Origin of the sequence: Syntrophobotulus glycolicus DSM 8271 (genome assembly GCF_000190635.1) — a bacterium.
Lineage (GTDB): Bacteria > Bacillota > Desulfitobacteriia > Desulfitobacteriales > Syntrophobotulaceae > Syntrophobotulus > Syntrophobotulus glycolicus.
In genome coordinates this window covers 2463701-2486054 of the sequence record NC_015172.1, presented here as the reverse complement: position 1 = coordinate 2486054, position 22354 = coordinate 2463701, and the positions used below count along the sequence as shown (strand labels likewise).

Here is a 22354-nt window from a genome sequence, read left to right as displayed (position 1 = left end):
GGTGGTGTTTTGTTTTTTGAAAAGAGATGGGTAATGATTGTTTGTATCGGATTTTTTCTGGTCTCTTTTTCGACCTCAATTTATTTTGCAATTTCCAATGACAGTACCGGTTATGTGATTAAGGTTCTTGCGGAGAGAAGTTTTCCGTTTGAAAATATTATTTTGGAAGGTATACCCGGATTGGCCGGGCCTGAGCAGGTAAAAATAGATCAACTGCGAAAGCAAGCGGCAGGAATCGGGATGTTTCTTCTGACAGGAGTTAATATTTCAGATGCCAGGACATATTTTTTGGGTTATTTTGCCCCGCCCAGAGACGGCCCATACTGGCTGGGATGGGCTTATAATCCTCAGGACCCTGAAATGGAAGGAGCAAATATTGAACCCATTGAAAATTATGTTCCGGCTGAACCGGCTCCGGCCAAAAATGATGAGGATATTTTAGTGGGGATCTACCATACCCATAATTCCGAAAACTATACAGGGGATGATTCCGGCAGAAAGGATCATGCCGACGGGCAGGGTGATGTGGTGGCTGTCGGCAAGGCCCTCGCGGAAACGTTGAACAAGAAGGGTATAGGAACAGTTCACAACACGGACATCAATGATAAGGAATTTATGAGCGCCTATAGCCGCTCAATCAATTCGGCCCAGAAGCTGCTTAAGGAAAATCCGACGATTCGGATTTTGATCGATTTACACCGGGACGGGCTCCCGCCCGAAGTCGGAAAAGGAGTGGTGAGGCTGGAAGATAAGAATATGGCCAAAATATTGTTTGTCGTCGGTCAGAAGAATCCTCATTGGGAAAAAAATAATCAGCTGGTGAAAAAGATCATTGGTGTCGGACAGCAAAAATATCCGGGACTTTTCTCGCAGAATCCAAACTATGCCTTGCAGGCCAGGTACAATCAGCATTTGTCCAATGGCGCCGTTTTATTGGAAGTCGGCAGCCAGCTCAATTCTCCGGAGGAAGCCCTGAACTCGGTTGAGCCTTTGGCAGAAGTATTGAAGGAGTGTTTAAAACAATGATATAATTTCTGAATAAGGATTTACCCGAAAAGAGAGAGCTATGTCTACTACGCAAAAGATGATGAAGGCCGCCGGATTTATGGCGGCGGCAAATTTGGTATCCAGAATCCTGGGTTTTGTCAGGGAGTCGCTGATGGCCGGGCTTTTTGGCAAGATCGGGGCCACCGATGCCTATAATACAGCGTTTATCTTGCCGGATCTCCTTTACTGGCTCTTAGTGGGGGGAGTGCTCAGCGCGGCGCTCATTCCGGTCCTGTCCGAGTATATTGCCAAGGGTGAGGAAGAAGAAGGCTGGAAGGTCATCAGTTCGGTGACGAATGTGATTTTCCTGGCTTTATGTGCGCTGGTCGTTACAGCGATGATTTTTGCCCCCAAATTTATCGCCTTTCAGGTACCCGGGTTTACTTCTCAAAATAAGGAACTGGCAGTATATCTTACCCGGATCCTGCTCATGCAGCCGGTCATTCTGGCTTTGAGCGGGATAATCATGGGTATTTTGAATTCCCATAAAATCTTTTGGCCCTCAGCGGTCGGAACGGTTTTATATAACGCCAGTATTATTTTTTTTGGAGCATTGATGTCTCATTCTGATGATCCCAGAAGTATTTCCGGTTTTGCTTTCGGAGTGGTTATCGGAGCTTTGGCAAATTTTTTGGTCCAGCTGCCTTACTTGCGTAAGGTAGGCTGGCGTTATTATCCGGTGATTGATTTGAAGCATCCCGGGGTCAGAAAAATCATAGCCCTTTCTTTGCCGATCATTATTATGTATACCCTTAATCAGCTGCAGGTGGCCGTGAATTCCAATTTGGGCTCGGCTTTGATCCCGGGCAGCCTGACTGCCATCTGGTATTCCTACAGGCTGTTTCAGGTGCCGATCGGAATTTTCGCTTTGGCAATCGGGGTGGCGGTATTTCCGACCATGACTGAACAGGCGGCATTAAGAAAGACCGAGGATCTGATTGAAACCATTTCCGGCGTGACCAGGCTTGTCATTTATATGACAATGCCTGTTTCAGTCGGAATGATCGTGCTTAGAGAGCCGCTTATTACATTTTTGTTCCAACATGGTAAGTTTACAGCCAATGATACTCTGCTTACATCTATACCTCTTTTCTTCTTCTGTCTGGGGATGACTGCTCAGGCTGTAATCCAGATTCTACCCAGAGCTTTTTATGCTATGCAAAATACTTGGACTCCCGTTTTTATCGGACTGGCTGCCATGCTTTTCAGTATAATCTGGATGTTTATTCTGGTCGGTCCTCTGGCCCACGGGGGCTTGGCTCTGGCCTCCAGTCTTGGAGTAGTCCTGCAAATGATTTTACTTTTTGTTTTTTTACGCAGGATCATGGGCAGGATAGATGCCCGGACCATCATATCAACGACATTCAAAGCAACAGTGGTTTCACTTTTGATGGGACTGATCGTGTTTGTTTTAGCCAGGCTCCTGGAGTTTAGCCTGGGAAGCGGCAAAGCAGGGTCTCTGGGGGTCTTGATCTGCGGAAGCCTGGCCGGGATGGTTTTCTATGCAATTGCTACAAAGATCATGAAAATGGAAGAGTACGAAATGGCTATGGATATGTTAAGAAGACGCAAAAAAGGAACAACGGAAAAAAGAACCACATGAAGAAACAAAAAGAACGATCAACATAAACGACCGGAAAAATATGCTTTTGTTGTCAGGACAGTGCTTTATTTGCTATAATTAGGGGCTGAAAACAAAACATATCCGGTCCAATAGGATAGAACATCTTGTGGAAAAATAATTAGATTTTTAGGGGAGTATAAAAATATGGCTCAAGCCTCGTCCAAAATCAGAAATTTCTCTATTATCGCGCATATTGACCATGGCAAGTCTACTCTGGCCGACCGTTTGATTGAGCATACAGGAACACTGTCTGCCCGGGAGCTTAAGGAACAGGTCCTCGATTCGATGGACCTGGAGAGAGAACGCGGGATTACGATTAAGCTTCAGGCGGTCAGGCTGAAGTACAAGGCGGCTGATGGAGAGATCTATGAACTGAATCTGATCGATACCCCGGGTCATGTGGACTTTTCTTATGAGGTTTCCAGAAGCCTGGCTGCCTGTGAAGGGGCCTTGCTTGTTGTTGATGCCGCCCAGGGGATTGAGGCCCAGACTTTGGCCAATGTCTATCTGGCTTTGGAAAATAACCTGGAGATTATTCCGGTGATTAATAAAATTGATCTTCCCAGTGCTGAACCGGACCGGGTGAAAAAAGAGATCGAGGAGATCATCGGTCTGGATGCCAGTGACGCGATTTTGGCTTCGGCCAAAAGCGGACAGGGTGTGGAGGAAATCCTGGAAGCCATTGTGAACAGGGTCCCGCCCCCGCAAGGTGATGATTCCGCTCCGCTTAAGGCATTGATTTTTGACTCTAAATTTGATTCTTACCGGGGCGCGATCCCTTATATCCGCCTTTTTGACGGGAAGGTGAGCAAGGGGACCTCCATTAAAATGATGTCGACAGGCAAGATTTTTGAAGTGATTGAAACAGGTGTCTTTACGCCGGAAATGACTCCCGTACAGGAGCTTAAAGCCGGTAATGTCGGTTATATCGCGGGGAGCATCAAAAATGTGGGAGATACCAGGGTCGGGGATACGGTGACAGATGCCCGCAATTCGGCACCCATGCCGCTGCCGGGATACCGGAAAGCCGTATCTATGGTTTTCTGCGGGCTGTATCCGGTGGAAACCTCTGAGTATGACCGTTTAAAGGACGCTTTGGAAAAACTGCAATTAAATGATGCCAGTCTGATGTATGAAAATGAGACATCGGCCGCTTTGGGCTTTGGTTTTCGGTGCGGTTTTTTGGGACTTTTGCATATGGAAATCATTCAGGAAAGACTGGAAAGAGAATTTGGTCTGAATATTATTACGACAGCGCCCAGTGTTGTTTATAAAGTAAATAAGGCTGACGGTGAAGTAATTTATATCGATAACCCCGCTTTAATGCCTTCAGCCGGAGAAATTGCCAGCATAGAGGAACCTGTGGTCAGGGCTACGGTCATGGTTCCTTCGGAATATGTAGGGGCAATTATGGAGCTGAATCAGGAAAAACGCGGAACCTTTGTGAACATGGAATATATTACGGAGACCAGGGTAAGTCTTCATTATGAGCTTCCGCTCAGTGAAATTGTCTATGATTATTTTGACCAGCTCAAATCCCGGACAAAAGGATTTGCTTCTCTGGACTATGCGTTGAAGGGCTATAAGGAATCCGACCTGATTAAATTGGATATCATGCTTAGCGGCGAGATCGTTGATGCGCTGTCTTTTATTGTTCACAAGGACAAAGCTTATCCTCGCGGACGGAAACTTGTGGAAAAACTGCGTAAGCTCATTCCCAGACAGATGTTTGAGGTGCCGATTCAGGCGGCAATCGGGACAAGGGTTATTGCCAGGGAGACCATTCAGGCGATGCGCAAGGATGTATTGGCCAAATGCTATGGCGGTGATATCAGCCGGAAACGCAAGCTTTTGGAAAAGCAGAAAGAGGGGAAGAAACGGATGAAGCAGGTTGGCAGTGTGGAAATTCCTCAGGATGCTTTTATGGCCGTACTGAAAATGGACGACTGAATATTCAGGAACGGGCGGAGGGACAAGTGATGACTGCCTTGTATGTACATGTTCCGTTTTGTGTAAAAAAGTGTCCGTATTGTGCTTTTTATTCCGTTGCTCTGGCCCCGAACGGGAAAGAGGACAAAAACAGAAGTGTCTTGATCCGTAAATATTTGGAGGGTATACGGAAGGAAATTTCTCTGCGCAGACAGGATGCCCCGGGCGGGGTATCTTCTCTTTTTATTGGGGGAGGAACACCGTCGGTGCTGGATGAAGGGGAATTAAAGGAATTGCTTATTCTGATCGGGGAAATAGCCGGCCGGAACGACGGAAGAACAGAGAGGACCATAGAATGCAATCCGGGAACAATCAACGAAAAGAAAGCGCAAATTTTGCAGGCCTTTGGGATCAACCGGGTTTCTCTGGGGGTACAGGCTTTAGATGACGGCTTTTTAAAGGAGATCGGGAGAATTCACGGGGTCAAACAAGTGGAAGAGGCGGTTAAAATCATTCGTGGAGCGGGAATCGATAATCTAAACCTGGATTTGATGTTCGGATTGCCGGGACAGACAATGGAAAAGTGGTTTGAGACTCTGGAAAAAGCGATAGCCTTTAAGCCTCAGCATCTTTCTCTCTATGCCCTGACTTTGGAAGAGGAAACACCTTTCGGCCGGGAATACGGTTCTGACGGCGCCGGCAAAGCCAATGTCTGTCTGCCGGACGATGATCTGCAGGCCGATATGTATGAGGGAGCGGTTGAACTTCTGGAAACAGCGGGATATGCCCGCTATGAAATATCGAACTTTGCGCTCCCCGGTTATGAGTGCCGGCACAATTTGTCCTATTGGCGGGGGGATCAATATCTTGGGCTTGGTCCGGGGGCCGTATCCTGCTTAAAAGGAGTAAGAAGTAAAAATATAGACAGCCTCGATCAGTATAATTTGAACCTGGCAGAGGGCTATGCCCGGCAGGCTCAAGCAGAAGACCGGGAATACCTGACGGAGGAGCAAATGATTTCTGAATTCATGATGCTGGGATTGAGGACGGCTGAAGGGATTGCTTTTGAAACATTTTACGGAAAATTTCAACGCAATATAGAGGATATTTATAGAGAATTTTTGGCAGAATATATGCAAAAAGGGTACCTGTTAGCCGATCATGGAAGGTTAAAGCTGAACCCTCAATATTTTTTTGTGGCGAATGCTGTTCTGACAAAGTTTATGCTTTGAATCTTTGCAAAAAGCCTTGACAATATTTTACCTTCATGCTAATGTATGGTCAGAATTAGCACTCACCAAATGAGAGTGCTAACAAGATGCGGGTGGTCAAGATGGGAATGGATGAAAGAAAACAAAAAATTTTACGGGCCATTATTCAGGATTATATTGCGACGGCCGAACCTGTGGGATCAAGGACAATTTCCCGCAAATTTGATCTTGGAGTATCACCGGCCACGATTCGCAATGAAATGGCTGATTTGGAAGATATGGGTTTTATTGAACAGCCGCATACTTCTGCGGGAAGGGTTCCTTCCGATTCCGGCTACCGCTACTATGTGGATTATTTGCTGGAACCGCTCTCCCTGACAACCGAGGATAAAGACCGGATTAATCATGAGATTTCCGGCAGGATCAATGAGGTTGAGGAAGTCATCGAGTATACAGGCAAGCTTATTTCTCAGATCACAAGCCTGACCAGTCTGGTTCTTGGGCCCAAAAGAAAAAATAAGGCCTTGAAAAAGATTTACTTTCTGCCCTATGAAGAAGGAAAAGCCATTATGGTGACAGTGAAGGATAACGGGACGGTAGAGAATGATCTGATCGATTTGGATGAAGATACTTCCCTGGAAGATCTTCAGATGCTGGCGAATCTTTTCAATGAAAAGATCAGCGGCGCTCCGGTAAGCAACCTGAAGCAGGGGATCTTGCAAGAGATCTATAGCGCGCTTTCTCAAAAAAGAAGGATGATTGATTCCATGCTGGGCATTCTGGAAAGAACGCTTGTTGACGAGAAGGAAGGACCAAAGGACAGGGTGTATCTGGGAGGTACGCTCAATATGCTGAACCAGCCTGAATTTCAGGATATGGATAAGCTCCGCTCCTTATTTGGTGTTTTCGAAGAAAACAAGAAGTTGAAGACTTTGCTGAAGCAGGACCAGGAAGGGGTCCAGATATCGATTGGTTTGGAAAATGAGGAGCAGATCCTGCGCAACTGCAGCATCATCTCCGCGACATACCATATTAATGGCCGGCAGATCGGTTCCATAGGGGTTCTCGGTCCGACGAGGATGGATTATCAAAAAACCATTACGATCGTGGACTATATGACCCATTATCTTACCGAGCTTCTGACGGAAGGGCATCGTTGAAAAATGAGTAACAAGGAGGCAGGTTGTTCAATGAGTGAAGAAAAGAGAAAAGATCCCGAATCATTAAACAACGAGGATGCAGCTGAAAGACCAGAATCTGATTTTCCTGAGGAATTCAGGGTTGAATTAGAGGAATACAAAAGCAAATCTGAAGAATATTATGAAATGCTGCAGAGGATGAAAGCAGAATTCGATAATTTTCGCAAAAGAACGCAAAAGGAGAAGGAGGAGAATGCCAAGTACGCATCTGAAGAGGTGATTGTTTCTCTCCTGCCGGTACTGGATAATTTGGAAAGGGCGATAGAGTCATCTAAAGTCAACCGCGATTTTGATACATTTTCACATGGAGTGGATATGATTCTGCGTCAATTCGTGAAGGTTATGGAAGGTCACGGTTTGGCGGCGATTGAGGCTCTGGGCCGCGATTTTGACCCCAATTTGCATGAAGCGTTAATCCAGGAAGAATCGGAGCATGACGAGAATATTATTTTGGAGGAGCTGCAGAAAGGTTATCTGCTGAAAGAAAAAGTCATCCGGCCCAGCATGGTTAAGGTATCGAAATAAGGATAAAATTCCGGGAAGCAAGAGGAAGATTCAATCCATTCAGGCTTTTGGGCCTGGCGATGAAAAAAGGAGGAAACTAAAAAATGAGTAAAGTAATCGGTATCGACCTGGGGACAACAAATTCATGTGTAGCAGTCCTTGAAGGTGGCGAGCCTGTCGTTATTGCCAATGCTGAGGGGTCCAGAATTACTCCTTCGGTAGTTGGTTTTTCTAAAACGGGAGAGAGACTGGTCGGTCAGGTGGCAAAACGTCAGGCGGTTTCCAATGCGGAAAACACGGTGATTTCCATTAAGAGACACATGGGCTCTGATTATAAGGTTACTTTGAGCGGCAAGGCCTATACCCCGCAAGAAATTTCCGCAATGATTCTCCAAAAACTGAAAACGGATGCCGAGGCATATCTGGGAGGACAGGTCAAACAGGCAATCATCACTGTTCCGGCTTATTTCACAGATTCCCAGCGTCAGGCCACGAAAGACGCCGGTACGATCGCCGGACTGGAAGTATTGCGTATCATCAATGAACCGACAGCCGCCGCGCTGGCCTATGGTCTGGATAAAGAAAAAGATCAGACGGTACTGGTCTATGACCTTGGCGGCGGGACCTTCGATGTGTCCATACTGGAGCTCAGCCAGGGGATGGTAGAAGTTAAGGCAACCAGCGGGAACAACAATCTGGGCGGAGATGATTTTGACCAGAGGATCATGGACTACATTGTGGTCGAATTCAAAAAACAAAATGGAGTGGACCTGTCGAAGGACCGCATGGCTATGCAGCGCTTGAAGGAAGCGGCAGAAAAAGCCAAGATTGAACTTTCCGGTGTCAGCCAGACCAACATTAACCTGCCTTTTATTACCATGTCGGCTGAAGGCCCCTTGCACCTTGATCTGAATGTCGCCAGAGCCAAATTTGAAGAGCTGGTCGCTGATCTGATTGAATCTACTCTGGGACCAACCCGTCAGGCCATGGAAGATGCCAAATTGGGCTTCAACGATCTTGACCAGATTATTCTGGTCGGCGGTTCTACCCGTATTCCGGCAGTCCAGGAGGCAATTAAGAGAATCAGCGGGAAAGAGCCTCATAAGGGTGTAAATCCCGATGAAGTTGTGGCGCTGGGAGCGGCGGTTCAGGGCGGTGTGCTTTCCGGAGAGATGAAGGATATTGTTTTGGTTGATGTTGCCCCGCTTTCCCTTGGGATTGAGACGATGGGCGGTGTGTTTACCAGAATTATTGAACGCAATACCACGATCCCCACAACAAAATCCCAAATTTTCTCTACCGCTGCAGACAGCCAAACAACTGTGGATATCCATGTTTTGCAGGGTGAACGTGAAATGGCCTCATACAACAAAACACTGGGACGTTTTCAGCTTAGCGGTATTCCTCCTGCTCCGCGCGGGGTTCCCCAGATTGAGGTTAAATTTGATATCGATGTAAACGGGATTGTGCATGTTTCTGCGAAAGATATGGCGACAGGCAATGAACAGAAGGTCTCCATCACGGCTTCAGCAGGTCTGAATAAAGAAGAAATCGAAAAAATGCGTAAAGATGCCGAATCTCACGCCGAAGAGGATAAGAAGCAACGGCAAACCATTGATGCCAAAAATGAGGCTGATTCTCTGGCTTATCAGGCGGAAAAAACCCTTAAAGATTTTGAGGGCAAAGGAGACCAGGCAGAACGAGACAATATTCAAAAGGCCGCTGAAGAATTAAAAAGTGTGGCGGGCAGTGATAACCTGGAAGAAATCAAAGCAAAATCCGAAGCTTTGACTAAGGTTCTCTATCCTTATATCGAAAAAATGTATCAACAGAGCGGCGGCGCCCAGGGGGCTGCCGGACCGGAGGCCGCTGCGGGTCAGGGAGCTGAACAGCAGGCAAAAAGCCAAGGCAAGGCTGACGACAATGTTGTCGATGCCGAATATACCGAGGTGGACAAAGACCAATAAGATGAAGACCGGTTTGCTCAAAAATAATCTCGATCGAATTCGGGATAAAAGCTGACATCAAATTGTATTTGGTTGTATAATATTGTATTGACGAATGCCTACGGGTACAAAGCTGTCTTTGTGCCCGCTTCGGCGTTATGAGACCTGTTGAGAGGAGCTATAGGCTGAAAAATGAAACGTGACTACTACGAGGTTTTAGGAGTCGGTAAAGCCGCAAGTGCTGATGAGATAAAAAAGGCCTATCGGACCATAGCAAAGGAAAATCATCCTGATATGAAACCCGGGGATAAAGAGGCGGAGGAGCGCTTTAAAGAAGCGACAGAAGCCTATGCTGTTTTAAGCAATCCGGAAAAGAGAGCCAAATATGACCAATTTGGCCATCAAGGGGTAGATTTCAATGGCCAAGGCGGAGGATTCGGTGGTTTTGATTTTAACGAATTCGCTGATTTTGGTTTTGGCGATATCTTTGATCTGCTTTTCGGCGGCGGAGGAAGAGGAACCAGACAAAGGGGCCCTGCCCGTGGAGCAGATCTGAGGTATGATCTTTCCATAACCTTGGAGGAGGCCGCTTTTGGAACCAGGAAAGAGATTGAAGTTTCTTTGTCGGAGACTTGTCCGGAATGCCGGGGCAGTGGCGCGGCGGCGGGAACGCATCCGGTAACCTGTACAGCCTGTCAGGGCAGCGGACAGGTAAGAATGGTGCAAAGGACCCCTTTTGGGCAGGTCACGACTGCCAGACCATGTCCGACGTGCGGAGGACAAGGAACAATCATCAGCTCCCCATGTGCCAAATGCAATGGCAAGGGCAAAGTACGGGCAATGAAATCGATTGAGGTCAATATTCCGGAGGGGTCTGAGGAAGGGTTAAGCCTGCGCTTCGGAGGAAAAGGTGAAGCCGGAGAGAAAGGCGGTACCCCGGGAGATCTTTATGTTGTCCTGATTATACAGAAACATGAGTTTTTTGAACGCCGGGGAAATGACATTTACTGCGAGGTTCCAATTACTTTTGTTCAGGCTGCACTCGGAGATGAGATGGACGTGCCGACTTTGCACGGAACAACGAAAATGAAAATTCCGGAAGGCACGCAGACTGCCAAAGTATTCAGGCTGAGAGACAAGGGTGTGCCTTACCGGAGAGGCTCCGGTCATGGAGACCAGTATGTGCGTGTCGTCGTGGCTACTCCGACCAAGTTAACGGATAAACAAAAAGAACTGTTGAAAGAGTTCGGCAATATTACTACGCTGAGTCAGCAGATGGGAAAAAAGACCATCTGGGATAAGGTCAAGGAAAACTTTAAAGATGCCTTGGGATAAACGAAAAATATTTAGAAACAGGTAAAGGACGTTTTGGGTTAAGGGGAGATATTTTTGAAATGGCAGGAAATTTCGGTAACAGTTTCATCAGAAGGAGAGGAAGCTGTTGCCGCTCTTTTTTATGAGTATGGAGCAAAGGGAGTAGCGGTGGATGATCCGGGCCTGATCCGGGAGTACATGATCTCAGGCATTTGGGATGCTCACGGCTTTGCTGACATGGAGCCGACCGGATGTTGTCTGATCAAGGGATATTTCCCGGAAGATGAACGGATTTTGGATATCCTGTCCGGGATCAGGGAGGGCTTGGCCAGACTGAAGGTATTGTTCCCGGAGTGGATTTTGCGGTCTGAAACAGGAACCGTCAGGGAAAGGGACTGGGCCGACGAATGGAAAAAATTTTTTAAGCCTGTACGGATAGGCAGAAGATGGCTGATCGAGCCGACCTGGGAGAAGGCGGAAGTGCAAGAGAATGATATCCTGATTCGGATTGATCCCGGCATGGCTTTTGGCACCGGCACTCACCCTACCACATCATTATGCCTGGAAGCCATAGAAGATTTGGTGAAGCCGGGCATGACAGTATTTGATATCGGGACAGGCTCGGGGATACTGGCTGTAGCCGCCGCTAAGCTGGGCGGAAAGGTCCAAGCCGGAGATATTGATGCCCTGGCAGTCAGAATAGCGAAAGAAAACGCGGAGTTAAACCAGGTGGAAGGTAAAGTGACAGTCGAAGCGGGAAATCTGGGGGATATCTTTAAGGGCCGCGCTGATGTCGTCATAGCCAATATTGTTGCCGATGTGATCATCGAACTGCTGCCTCAGCTGGAAAATCTGATGGCTGAAGACGGAGTATTTGTTGCTTCCGGTATTATTGACACCAGGGTGCAGGATCTGGAAACAGAAATACAAAAAGCAGGGATGAGAATGATCCGCAAAAGGGAGGATGCGGGCTGGGCGGCAATAGAGGCTGTAAGAGAGGGATACTATGCATAGGTTCAGGATTTCTTCCATCGATCAGGATTATTTCCTGATCGATGGAGAGGAGTTGCACCATCTGACCAGGGTGTTGCGTTTGGGGCCGGGAGAAGAGATTTTGGGATTTGATCACTCAGGCCGCTTATGGAGAGGGGCAATTCGGGAAATTAATAAAGAGCAGGCTGTTTGTTCCGTCATTCGGGCAGAGATACCTGAGACAGAGGCTAAGGTGAAGGTCTATCTGATTGTGGGCTTGTCCAAAGGGGAGAAGATGGAGCTGGTTATTCAAAAGGGCACTGAATTAGGCATGACCGGACTGATCCCTTTAAGGACCCGCCGCAGTGTGATGAAGCTGGAAGGAACGAAAGCGGAGGAAAGGGTGGACCGCTGGCGGAAAATTGCCGGTGAGGCTGTTAAGCAATGCGGAAGAGTGATTCAGCCTGCAGTGGCGCCTGTTTTGGATTGGCAGGACTTACCTGCTTATTTGCCGGCGGATACTCAGTGGCTGATCCCTTTTGAGGGCGAAAAGACGGTCTCGCTGAAAGCTTGTCTGAAAAGTTTTGACCCTTCTTTGCCGATGGCCCTGATTATCGGTCCGGAAGGCGGATTTGAACCACAGGAGGTTCTTTGGGCGAAAGAAAAGCTTGGTGCAAAAAGCATTTCCTTGGGCAGCCGGATTTTGCGGGCGGAAACAGCGGCGATCGCGGCGTTGACCATAGTGCTGGCTTTTTATGGAGATTTAGGATGATGGATGACAGGAATTTGAGCAAAATTTCAAGGAAGAAAAAGGTGTTTCTCGCCACCCTCGGCTGCAAGGTTAATCAAAGCGAAAGTGAAGCTTTAGCCCAGCTCTTTGCTGATCATGGCTATGATGTGGTTGAGGATAAGGAAAATCCCGACATCATTGTGATCAACACCTGTACGGTCACAGGTACAGGCAGCAGCAAATCCCGCAAGCTGATCCGCCGGATGATCAAGGAGCATCCTCAAAGCTTCATCGCGGTTATGGGATGCTATTCCCAGCTCAACCCGGAGGTTGTCGCCGCCCTGGAAGGAGTGGATCTGGTTCTGGGAACCAAGGATCGTCTGACAATTCTGGAACACCTGGAGAAAAGCTGGTTTGGACATATTGGGTCCATCGAAGCGGGTGGAAAGAGATCTGCGTTAAAGGCAGTGACCCAATACGATGATCAACCGGAATATGAAGAAATGCCCCTGGTTAAGCAGGAAAGCAGAGGAAGGGCCATGATCAAAATCCAGGATGGGTGCAATCAGTTTTGCAGCTATTGTATTGTTCCCCTGGCTAGGGGACCTTCCCGCAGCCGGCCTCCCGAAAAGATCGAGGAAGAGGCGCGGATGCTGTTAAGAGGCGGCTATAAGGAATTGGTTTTGACGGGGATTCATATTGGGGTTTATGGCCGGGACTGGAACCGGGGGGGAGAAACCGGCAAAGACACCGGTGATGAATTAGGCTGTCTGCTTGACAGGATCGCAGGCCTGCCCGGACTGGCCAGGCTGAGGTTAGGTTCTATAGAACCTAAAGAGATTTCTTCGGGGCTTCTCCAGGTGATCGCAAAAAATCAGAAAGTGGTTTGTCCTCATTTCCATATTCCTTTGCAGAGTGGAAGCGATTCGGTGTTAAAAAGAATGAGACGGCCGTATACAACGGCCGAATATTGGGACCTGCTGGACCGGATACGCTCCAGATTCCCGCAGGCGGCGATCAGCGCCGATGTCATGACGGGCTTTCCGGGAGAAACCAGGGAAGAGCATACGGAAAGCATGGAATTTATCCAGAAATGCCGGCTGGCGGACCTGCATGTTTTTCCTTATTCGCGCAGGCCGGGAACCCCTGCGGCCGATCTGGGCGGGCAGATAGAAAAAAGGGAAAAAACCGTGAGGGCAAAGGAACTCCTGGAATTAGGAAAAACAAGCCGCGAGAACTATGTCTCTTCATGGATCAAGGAAGAGATAGAGGTGCTTGTGGAAAAAATTGCGGCAACCGGAAATGCCAGGGGGTATACAGCCAATTATATTGAGGTCGAAATTCCCGCGGAATTGAATTTTGGCGACTGGAAGATCGGTGATATAATAAGAGTCAGATTAGAAAAAAGCATGTTAATTAATGAAAAATATTGAAATCCTCTGTTAAATTCGTGTAAAAAAAGGTAAGATAATAGGGCCGGATTGGCATGGATTTTTTGGACAATATCAAAAAGGAAAACAGTGTATGAACAAAAAAAGAGATTATAAGAGAATAATGATTATTATCCTCCTGTTTATTTTTACCATAACCATCCTCTTTATCCAAGCACCGGCCTATGCTCAGGCGCGGAGTTATATGATTATGTTTCTCTTGGATAAGTACGAGGGATATACCAGTGTGATGGCCGAAAATAAAATCGATCTCAATATTCCTGATGGCAGAAGCACCGGCCAAAGGGACTGGTACCGTCTGATGAATATTCATAATGATGAAAAGGGGATTTCCAATTTTACCGGCAGAAATCTTTCCTTAAGCGTTCTGTATACTTTTGGCGGGTTTAAATGGTACCAGAGTTCTTCCGATTTCTTTATTCCGGAGTCACCGCTGTATAACAGCTTTTACGGAGGCTATGTCATTAAGGACAAAGACGGCGGCCGGTTTGGTTTTGATGATGCAGGAGAGCTCGTTTTAAAGGACATTATGGCTGTACCGGAATATGATTACAAATATCTGGTCCTGAAGAGTTTAGATTGTACAGAGGATAAAATGGTCATGAAAAATGACAAGATTACAGTAACCAAAGATATTGAATACATTGGGGAGGAGAACTGGACCAAAATAGATACCATTATGGTGGTCAATAGTCCTACTCATAAATACAGGGCCGGGAAGAGAGCGTATATTCAATATGGGGTGCCTGTCAAAAGGGAGGGTCAAAAGGATTTTGGGCTGATGACCATGCACGGCAGGATCTACGCCAAATATTTTGATGAATATCAAGCAACGATTTTCCTTTATGTGATGACACCTGAACAAAGCACTTTGGAAAAAACCGACCGGGATTATCTTTCCAAGACAACGATCGCAAAACGTACTTAGAATGAGCCATAGAAAAGTAAACGGGGAGAATTGGAGGTGAGGTTATTGTCGGACTGTATTTTCTGTAAAATAGTGAACAAGGAAATTCCTTCAGCGGTGGTATATGAAGACAATGAAATTTTAGCATTTAAGGATATTTACCCGGTGGCACCTGTTCATATCTTAATCATTCCCAAAAAGCATCTCGCCAGTACCAATGAACTGGAAGAGGAGGATGCCCTTTTGACCGGGAAGATGATTATGGTCGCCAGGGACATTGCCCGAAAAGAGGGGATAGAAGAATCCGGATACAGAATTTTGACCAATTGCGGCCCTGATTCGAGGCAGGAAGTGATGCATTTGCATTTTCATCTTATCGGAGGGAAAAAGCTGGGAGGGAACATCGGCTGAGAATGAAGAACCCGGCAGATCCGTTCTTGCTTGACGTGTCCTATTTCTTCTATTATAATTATTTTCGTATTACTTTGAGATGCCAGTGGAGGGAGGGATAATAGAATGAGTGAAGTCAGAGTAGGTAAAAACGAATCCCTGGATGCTGCACTCCGCCGGTTTAAGCGTAATTGCCAACGTTCTGGAGTTTTATCGGAGGCTCGTAAACATGAGCATTACGAAAAACCCAGTGTCAAGAAGAAGAAAAAATCGGAGGCTGCGCGCAAACGCAAATTTAGGTAAGGAAGTGGCTCACTGTTGTCCCTGAAAGATCGATTGATTGAAGATATGAAGGCCGCCATGAAGGCCAAAGAGGAGGGGAAGGTAAGACTTTCTGTCATCCGAATGGTTCGGGCAGCCATAAAAAACGCTGAAATAGATAAGAAACAGGAATTTAGCGATGAGCAGGTTATTGAAGTGCTTGCTCGCGAAGTTAAAATGAGGCGTGACGCGATGATTGAGTTTCAAAAGGTAGCGCGCCCGGATAAAGTTCAGGAGTTGGAAGAGGAAGTCGCCATCCTCATGCAATATCTTCCTCGGCAACTTTCTGAAGGGGAGATTCGCCAGCTGGCGACGGACATCATTTCCGAAGTGGGTGCCCAAGGTTCCAGAGATCTGGGTAAAGTAATGAGTGCAATCACTCCAAAAACCAGAGGCAAGGCTGACGGCAAACTGGTCAATCAGATTGTCCGTGAACTTCTTGGTTAAACAATTACATGGAACTTTAGGACGGATGATAATATCCGCATCTCAGATTTTGAGGTGCGGATATTTACATATTAAGGACGATTTAAAAGGTGAATAGACTATTTAAGACAGGCCCGGCATAAGAATCTATAAGACAGGCTTGGCATATGCTGAGGAAGGGAGAATAGTCTATGTTGAAAAAACTGACAAAAGCGGCGGGAGAAGTTTTGGAATTTCCTGCTGACATTGCAGGGAAAGGGCCGAAGATTACTGTCCTTGGCCGCCATGAAATTATTGTTGAGTATTACCGGGAAGTCATAGAGTTTTCAGAACAAAAGATTGAACTTGATACGACGGACGGAAAACTTTCCATAAGGGGAAGCGGATTTGTTCTGACTGCGGTTTTGCCTACGGAAATTCATATTAAGGGCATTTTTCATCATCTGAGCCTTGAGGAGCGTGAGGAATAAATGATCAGTAAGCTTTCACGCTATGGCAAAGGGATAGTGTACATTCAGATCAGTGGAGACAAGTTCACAGATTTTATCAATAAAGCCCGGCAGGATCAGATTGTCTTTTATAACACCAGAATAACCAATGAAAAAATTTTCGCCGAGGTTGGAATTAATGATTTTTATCGTTTGCGCCGAAGTGCCCGCAATACGGGAATAAAAATCAGAATAAGGACAAGGTACGGTTTTCCTTTCGTAGCCGCTCGTTGGCTCAGGCGAAAAGGTCTTATTGCGGGTATCTTTGTTTTCCTGCTTTCTTTGATCGTTACTTCCCAGTTTGTCCTGACGGTTTCCATCGAGGGCAACAACAATATATCTTCTCAGCAGATTGCGGTGAAAGCCGGAGAGCTGGGTATAAAAAAGTGGGCGTACAAGAATAGTCTCGATCTCAATGGACTGAATGAAAAAATGCTGGAAAGCATTCCTGAGCTTTCCTGGGTAAGCATAGAGGAAAAAGGTACTGAGGTAAAAATCAGGGTAGCGGAAAAAACTCTGCCTGAAAAAATATTGCTTGGGGGGGATTTGATCGCGGGAAAAACCGGGATTGTCCAGGATTTGATGGTGATTCATGGTCAGCCCGCGGTGAAGGAAGGGGACTTGGTCAAGACAGGACAGCTTTTAATTCAAGGGACCTTAAGCAATGTCAATGAATATCGATTTGATCTGGGAGGGGGAGAAAATAAAACCAAAGAAATACCGATTGCGGAAGGATTTGTCAGAGGTCGGGTATGGTACAGCAAAGACGTACAAATTAAGCAGGAGGAAGATATCTTGCTTGAAACAGGTGAAAAGGCCAGTGGATGGGGTATAAAAAAAGGGGATAGAGTAATAATGATAACAAATGAACATAGCCCGTTTATGACTTCAAAACAAGAAAACCGCACATATCGTCTGCCGGCTTGGAGGAATTGGCGTTTTCCTGTCGAAATAATTTGTACGAATTATATTGAAACAGGCGTGCTTCATCTTCAGCGTACGGAAGATGAAGCCAGGAAGCTTGCGGAGACGACTGCTTTGGAGGAAATCAAAAAAACAATTCCCACCGGAGCTAAAATTCTCAGCGAAAAAATTATCGTCATGCCTGCTGAAAAAGGAGCCCAGAGAGTAAGGGCAGAAGTGGAGTCATATGAAGAACTGGCGGTCTATGCAAAACAGAAGTAAAACGGATAACGGAGGTACTGATTTGCAAATTGAAGTTAAAATACCTTTACAGGACGGAGAGGAAGCCTTGAATCTCTTGGGTTTTGAGGATGTCCATTTGCGTTTCCTGGAAGAGAGACTTAACTGCCAGATTATTGTACGCGGTGAAGAAATGACTGTTTTAGGTGAAGAAGCGAATGCCAGGAATGCGGAGTCAATCCTCAAAGAGCTGCTCGCTATGATCAGAAAAGGTAATCAATTGACGATAGCCGATATCTCTTACGTCGCTTCCAGGATCGAAGAGGGTTCAGAACAAGGGATAGCCCAGTCTTTATCCCGGGTTATCGCCACAACCCAGCGCGGGAGGCCGATTAAGGCAAAAACACTGGGACAGGCCAGCTATGTCAAATCTATTGAGAAGGAATCGATCGTGTTTGGGATTGGGCCGGCCGGAACGGGAAAGACGTATCTTGCTGTTGTTATGGCAGTGAAAGCATTGCGGGCCAAGGAGGTCAACCGGATTGTGCTCACCCGCCCCGTTGTGGAAGCAGGGGAAAAACTCGGTTTTCTGCCGGGGGACTTGCAGGAAAAAGTCAATCCGTATTTGCGGCCTCTTTATGATGCTCTGTTTGATCTTCTCGGACCGGAAACAACCGGGCGTTACATTGAAAAGGGAACGATTGAGATTGCTCCTCTGGCTTATATGAGAGGAAGGACTCTGGATGATTCTTTCATCATCCTGGATGAAGCGCAGAATACCTCCCCGGAGCAGATGAAAATGTTTTTGACCAGGCTGGGATTTGGCTCGAAGGCGGTTGTGACCGGAGATGTTACCCAGGTGGATTTGCCCAAGGGCCATTATTCGGGATTGATTGAAGTACAAAGGATATTGAAGGATATCCCGGAAATTTCCTTTCATTACTTTTCCGCGGGTGATATCGTCCGCAACACTCTTGTTCAGAGTATTATTCAGGCTTACGAAAATACGGATAAAGCTTCGGCGACAAAAAATAATCTTCAATGAAGAATGAGAACAAGCACTCTCAGGTCAAGGATTGAATCATTTTGAAAATAAACACTCTCCTTTCCAACAAGTTAAGAAATGACTTGAAAGACAGAACCAAGATCTTGAAAAGCAAGGTCTTGGTTTTCATTGTCTTTTTTGTTTTTTTTACAGCGATTATCTCTTCGGGGCTCTTCGGAAATAAGCTCAATGTTGTCCTGGAGGAACCAAGTCCACAGTCGTTTTCCGCTCCATATACCAGAGAAATTGAGGATTTAACCAAATATATGAAAGAACAGGAGGCAGCAGCGAAAGCGGTCAATCCTGTTTATGAAGTCAATCGGACCTATACTGCCTCTGTGGAAGCGGATCTGATTGCGATGTTTTCCAGTCTGAAGGAAGAAGCCTCCTCTCAAAGGGACGCTTCAGAAAAAGCAGCGAAATTGAAAAAGAACGTTCCCTTTTCCGCACTGCAGGAAGGGACAATTTTAAGTATTCTCGCGTTGTCCCCCGCAGAAGTAGAGAATGCGCAACAAATCGCCAAAGATGTGATTATCGGTTTTTCAGAGGATCTGAACACCGGGGCTAAAGTTCAGAACGAAGTGCCCGATCTCAGGGGCTACATTAAGACGGAGATCAATAAAAAGGATATCTCCAGAGAAATGAAGACTCTTTTACAGACATTTACAGATGTCAAAATCATCAGCCCTACGCTGGCGATTGATGAAACGGAAACGAAAGAGCTCAGGGAAGAGGCCAGGGCAAGCGTTAAACCAGAGGTGCGCACCTACAGGGCAAATGAGAAGATCGTCGGAGCCGGAGAGATTGTTGATGAAAGAATTTTTGAGGTCCTGCGTACATATGAACTGATTCAGGTCAAGTCGCCATGGAAGCCTGCCTTGGGAATTGCGGTGCAGGTTTTACTGGGCATGCTGGTGCTTATCCTGTTTGGGATGCATTTTAAACGGGAATTTTTTGATCAATGGAAGAGATTTATGCTGATCGGCATATCGATGCTTTTAGTTCTCATTTTGGGTAAAGCTTTTCTGGCCATCAATCTTGGCAACGCCGATCTCAATACGTTGACAGCAACGTTGATTCCTGCCGCATGGGTGACAATGACCCTAACGATTTTGATCGGTACTGAGGTCGCTGTAGTGGTCAGTATTATCCTGGGGATCTTCGTAGGAATCATGGCTGATCCCTCTTCTTATGCTTCTGCGGGGACTTTGGCCGGGCTGATCGCTCTGGTCGGCGGTCTCATTGGTTCCCTGAGTGTAGCGCATTTGGGGCAGCGCTCCGATCTGGCAAAAGCGGGAATCTTTGTCATGCTGGCCAATGCTGCTTTGATCAGCGGAGTATCGCTGGTCTTGGGATTAAGCTGGCAGTATTGGCTTATCGGCTGCATTTTAAGTTTTTGTAATGGTTTGCTTTCTATGGTCTTGACCATCGGGACCCTTCCCTGGTTTGAATCGGGGTTTAATATTACTTCTGCGGTGCGCCTCCTGGAGTTATCCAATCCAAATGCGCCCCTTCTCAAACAGCTGCTGATTGAGGCTCCGGGGACTTATCATCATAGTGTTCTTGTCGGTAATCTGGCGGAAACCGCTGCGGAAGACATCAATGCCGATCCGGTTATTGTCAGGGTGGGGGCTTTGTATCATGATATCGGCAAGCTCAAACGGCCTTACTTTTTTATTGAGAATCAATTTGCCAAAGATAATCCCCATGATAAAATTGCCCCCACGCTCAGTGCCCTGATCGTGATTGCCCATGTCAAGGACGGCTTGGAAATGGCGCGTGAACATAAACTTCCCCAGTCTATCCAGGATATTATTGCCCAGCATCATGGCGACAGCTATACTCAATTTTTTTATCATAAGGCTCTGGAAGAGAATCCGGATGTGCCTGAAGAAGCTTTTCGTTATGACGGAGTCAGACCGCAGTCCAAAGAGGCAGCCCTTGTTCTCCTGGCTGATAATGTGGAAGCTGCGGTGCGTTCTCATAAAAATAATACCCCCGGACGGATCGAAGGGCTTGTCCGCAAAATCATCAAGGAAAAACTCGATGAAGGACTTTTGGACCTGTGCGATTTGACCTTTAAAGACCTTGATAAAATCGCGATAGCTTTTGTGAAAGTGTTAAGCGGAATCTTTCATTCCAGAGTGGAATACCCTGAGCTGTCTCCAAGCAAAGCAAGGTTGATTGAGGGGAACAGGGATAAAGGGAAAGAAGCAGATAAAGAAAAAACAGAAACCGAAACAGAGGTAAAAGCTGAAGCAAGGGCAGAAACAGACCCGCAGAAGGAGCGGGAAGATACGGACCGCAAAACGGAGAAAGCAAACGCTGTGGAAGAAAAACCGGAGAACGAGAAAGCCGGTGAGGAGGGCAAGCATGGAGCTTGATATTACCTGGGAAGAACCTTCAATATCCCCCCAAGAAAAAGCCGGGTGGGAAGTCCTTATCGCTCAGGGGATCACCCGGGCCCTTCAAGAAGCGGAAGGTCCTGAAAATGGTGAAATCGGAGTATTGTTTACGGATAATGAAACGATCCGGGGGCTGAATCGAGATTATCGAGGGATAGACAACCCAACTGATGTCTTATCTTTTGCTCTTCAGGAAAAAACGGAAGAGGAACCGGACATTTATTTTCATCATGATGAAGATCAGGATGACGGTTTTCCGGACTTAGGAGCAATGCTCGGCGATATTGTGATTTCTGTGCAGAGAGCCAGGGAGCAGGCGGCAGAATACGGTCATTCACTGGAAAGAGAAATTGTCTTTCTGGCAGTACATGGTACTTTGCATTTGTTAGGGTATGATCATCAGACTGAAGAGCAGAGATCCGGCATGAGAGAGCTGGAAGAGAGGATTATGGAAAAGATAGGACTGGCAAGATGACGGTGATTCTATGAGGAAGAAAAAGCAAACGGGAGCTTTCACGGATAGCTTCAGGTACGCTTTGAATGGAATTGTCTATGCCTTGAAAACCGAAAGGAATCTGAGATTTCATGTCTTTTTTGCTTTCCTGGTTGTAGAGGTAAGCTTTTTCTTTGGTTTGAATAAGGTGGAATGGGCGGTTGTGCTTTTCGCTATAGCAGCGGTAATCTCCGCAGAGCTTTTCAATACGGCCATTGAAAATCTGGTTGATATGGTTTCCCCTGAATACAGGGAGCCAGCGGGAAAAGTGAAGGATATCGCTTCCGGGGCGGTTCTTTTTGTGGTTTTTATCGCCGTTGTCATTGGGCTGGTTATTTTTCTGCCGTATTTCATTGCCATGGGCAATGAAGGAATTTTGAAGAAGAGGTGATGGCATGGAAGATCGGTATCTTAACCTGCTGGCTGAAGCTAAGGCTGCCGGGGCCAATTCGTATTCTCCTTATTCCCGGTACCCGGTCGGGGCTGCAATCCTCTGGGAAACCGGAAGAATCACCACCGGATGTAATGTGGAGAATTCATCCTATGGACTGACGGTGTGCGCTGAGCGCAATGCGATTTACAAAGGGATTTGTGAAGGAGAAAGAAAAATTTCGGCCTTGGCGGTCAGTGTTCAGGACAGCAAAATGCCGTCGCCCTGTGGAGCCTGCAGGCAGGTGATCAGAGAATTTGCGGAGGAATGTCCCATCATCCTTCAGAATGGTGAGGGAAAGATCGCCATAAGCAGCCTGCGGGAACTGCTGCCAAACTCCTTTGGCCCGGAATTTCTTGAAAAAAATGAAAGAAGGTAA

22 protein-coding genes are annotated in these 22354 nt (G+C 46.7%); all 22 read left to right on the top strand.

What is annotated here, in order from left to right:
• Positions 1 to 9 precede the first annotated feature (9 nt).
• Complete coding sequence (gene spoIIP / locus SGLY_RS12270) at positions 10 to 1026, top strand: stage II sporulation protein P (protein WP_013625593.1); 1017 nt, start codon at positions 10 to 12, stop codon at positions 1024 to 1026.
• A 40-nt stretch (positions 1027 to 1066) separates the two neighbouring features.
• Positions 1067 to 2650: a murein biosynthesis integral membrane protein MurJ gene (murJ, locus tag SGLY_RS12265; protein WP_013625592.1), complete on the top strand. Its 1584-nt coding sequence runs from the start codon at positions 1067 to 1069 to the stop codon at positions 2648 to 2650.
• 165 nt (positions 2651 to 2815) lie between these two features.
• Positions 2816 to 4621, top strand: coding sequence for a translation elongation factor 4 (lepA, locus tag SGLY_RS12260; protein ID WP_013625591.1), 1806 nt, complete (start codon positions 2816 to 2818; stop codon positions 4619 to 4621).
• Between the two features lie 29 nt (positions 4622 to 4650).
• Positions 4651 to 5832 carry a radical SAM family heme chaperone HemW gene (hemW, locus tag SGLY_RS12255; RefSeq protein ID WP_013625590.1) on the top strand — a complete coding sequence of 394 codons (1182 nt, stop codon included), beginning with the start codon at positions 4651 to 4653 and terminating at the stop codon, positions 5830 to 5832.
• Between the two features lie 101 nt (positions 5833 to 5933).
• Complete coding sequence (hrcA, locus tag SGLY_RS12250) at positions 5934 to 6971, top strand: heat-inducible transcriptional repressor HrcA (protein WP_013625589.1); 1038 nt, start codon at positions 5934 to 5936, stop codon at positions 6969 to 6971.
• Between the two features lie 30 nt (positions 6972 to 7001).
• Entirely contained in the window at positions 7002 to 7535 is a 534-nt protein-coding gene (gene grpE / locus SGLY_RS12245; protein ID WP_013625588.1) for a nucleotide exchange factor GrpE, read from the top strand.
• 83 nt (positions 7536 to 7618) lie between these two features.
• On the top strand, positions 7619 to 9481 hold the full coding sequence (gene dnaK, locus SGLY_RS12240; protein WP_013625587.1) for a molecular chaperone DnaK: 1863 nt from the start codon (positions 7619 to 7621) through the stop codon (positions 9479 to 9481).
• A 171-nt stretch (positions 9482 to 9652) separates the two neighbouring features.
• Positions 9653 to 10795, top strand: coding sequence for a molecular chaperone DnaJ (gene dnaJ / locus SGLY_RS12235; protein WP_013625586.1), 1143 nt, complete (start codon positions 9653 to 9655; stop codon positions 10793 to 10795).
• A 54-nt stretch (positions 10796 to 10849) separates the two neighbouring features.
• Positions 10850 to 11788: a 50S ribosomal protein L11 methyltransferase gene (prmA, locus tag SGLY_RS12230; RefSeq protein WP_013625585.1), complete on the top strand. Its 939-nt coding sequence runs from the start codon at positions 10850 to 10852 to the stop codon at positions 11786 to 11788.
• Positions 11781 to 12518, top strand: a complete 738-nt coding sequence (locus SGLY_RS12225) for an RsmE family RNA methyltransferase (RefSeq protein ID WP_013625584.1) — start codon at positions 11781 to 11783, stop codon at positions 12516 to 12518. Before prmA ends, SGLY_RS12225 begins: the two co-directional genes overlap by 8 nt.
• Complete coding sequence (gene mtaB / locus SGLY_RS12220) at positions 12515 to 13909, top strand: tRNA (N(6)-L-threonylcarbamoyladenosine(37)-C(2))-methylthiotransferase MtaB (RefSeq protein WP_013625583.1); 1395 nt, start codon at positions 12515 to 12517, stop codon at positions 13907 to 13909. The genes SGLY_RS12225 and mtaB overlap by 4 nt, the downstream gene beginning before the upstream one ends.
• A 91-nt stretch (positions 13910 to 14000) precedes the next feature.
• Entirely contained in the window at positions 14001 to 14855 is an 855-nt protein-coding gene (locus SGLY_RS12215) for a hypothetical protein (protein WP_013625582.1), read from the top strand.
• A gap of 45 nt (positions 14856 to 14900) precedes the next feature.
• Positions 14901 to 15245, top strand: coding sequence for a histidine triad nucleotide-binding protein (locus SGLY_RS12210; protein ID WP_013625581.1), 345 nt, complete (start codon positions 14901 to 14903; stop codon positions 15243 to 15245).
• A gap of 105 nt (positions 15246 to 15350) precedes the next feature.
• The gene (rpsU, locus tag SGLY_RS12205; protein WP_013625580.1) at positions 15351 to 15527 is read left to right on the top strand and encodes a 30S ribosomal protein S21; all 177 of its coding nucleotides are present in this window, start codon (positions 15351 to 15353) and stop codon (positions 15525 to 15527) included.
• 15 nt (positions 15528 to 15542) lie between these two features.
• Positions 15543 to 15992 carry a GatB/YqeY domain-containing protein gene (locus SGLY_RS12200; RefSeq protein ID WP_013625579.1) on the top strand — a complete coding sequence of 150 codons (450 nt, stop codon included), beginning with the start codon at positions 15543 to 15545 and terminating at the stop codon, positions 15990 to 15992.
• A 170-nt stretch (positions 15993 to 16162) separates the two neighbouring features.
• The gene (locus SGLY_RS12195; protein WP_013625578.1) at positions 16163 to 16441 is read left to right on the top strand and encodes a YabP/YqfC family sporulation protein; all 279 of its coding nucleotides are present in this window, start codon (positions 16163 to 16165) and stop codon (positions 16439 to 16441) included.
• The gene (gene yqfD / locus SGLY_RS12190; protein ID WP_013625577.1) at positions 16442 to 17644 is read left to right on the top strand and encodes a sporulation protein YqfD; all 1203 of its coding nucleotides are present in this window, start codon (positions 16442 to 16444) and stop codon (positions 17642 to 17644) included. It begins immediately after the preceding gene.
• 22 nt (positions 17645 to 17666) lie between these two features.
• On the top strand, positions 17667 to 18647 hold the full coding sequence (locus SGLY_RS12185) for a PhoH family protein (RefSeq protein ID WP_013625576.1): 981 nt from the start codon (positions 17667 to 17669) through the stop codon (positions 18645 to 18647).
• Positions 18648 to 18688: 41 nt separating this feature from the next.
• On the top strand, positions 18689 to 21031 hold the full coding sequence (locus SGLY_RS12180) for an HD family phosphohydrolase (protein WP_013625575.1): 2343 nt from the start codon (positions 18689 to 18691) through the stop codon (positions 21029 to 21031).
• Positions 21021 to 21527, top strand: a complete 507-nt coding sequence (ybeY, locus tag SGLY_RS12175) for an rRNA maturation RNase YbeY (RefSeq protein ID WP_013625574.1) — start codon at positions 21021 to 21023, stop codon at positions 21525 to 21527. The genes SGLY_RS12180 and ybeY overlap by 11 nt, the downstream gene beginning before the upstream one ends.
• Positions 21528 to 21537: 10 nt before the next feature.
• Positions 21538 to 21936 (top strand): diacylglycerol kinase family protein, encoded by a 399-nt coding sequence (locus SGLY_RS12170; RefSeq protein WP_013625573.1) that lies wholly within the window; start codon positions 21538 to 21540, stop codon positions 21934 to 21936.
• Between the two features lie 4 nt (positions 21937 to 21940).
• On the top strand, positions 21941 to 22354 hold the full coding sequence (cdd, locus tag SGLY_RS12165; protein ID WP_013625572.1) for a cytidine deaminase: 414 nt from the start codon (positions 21941 to 21943) through the stop codon (positions 22352 to 22354).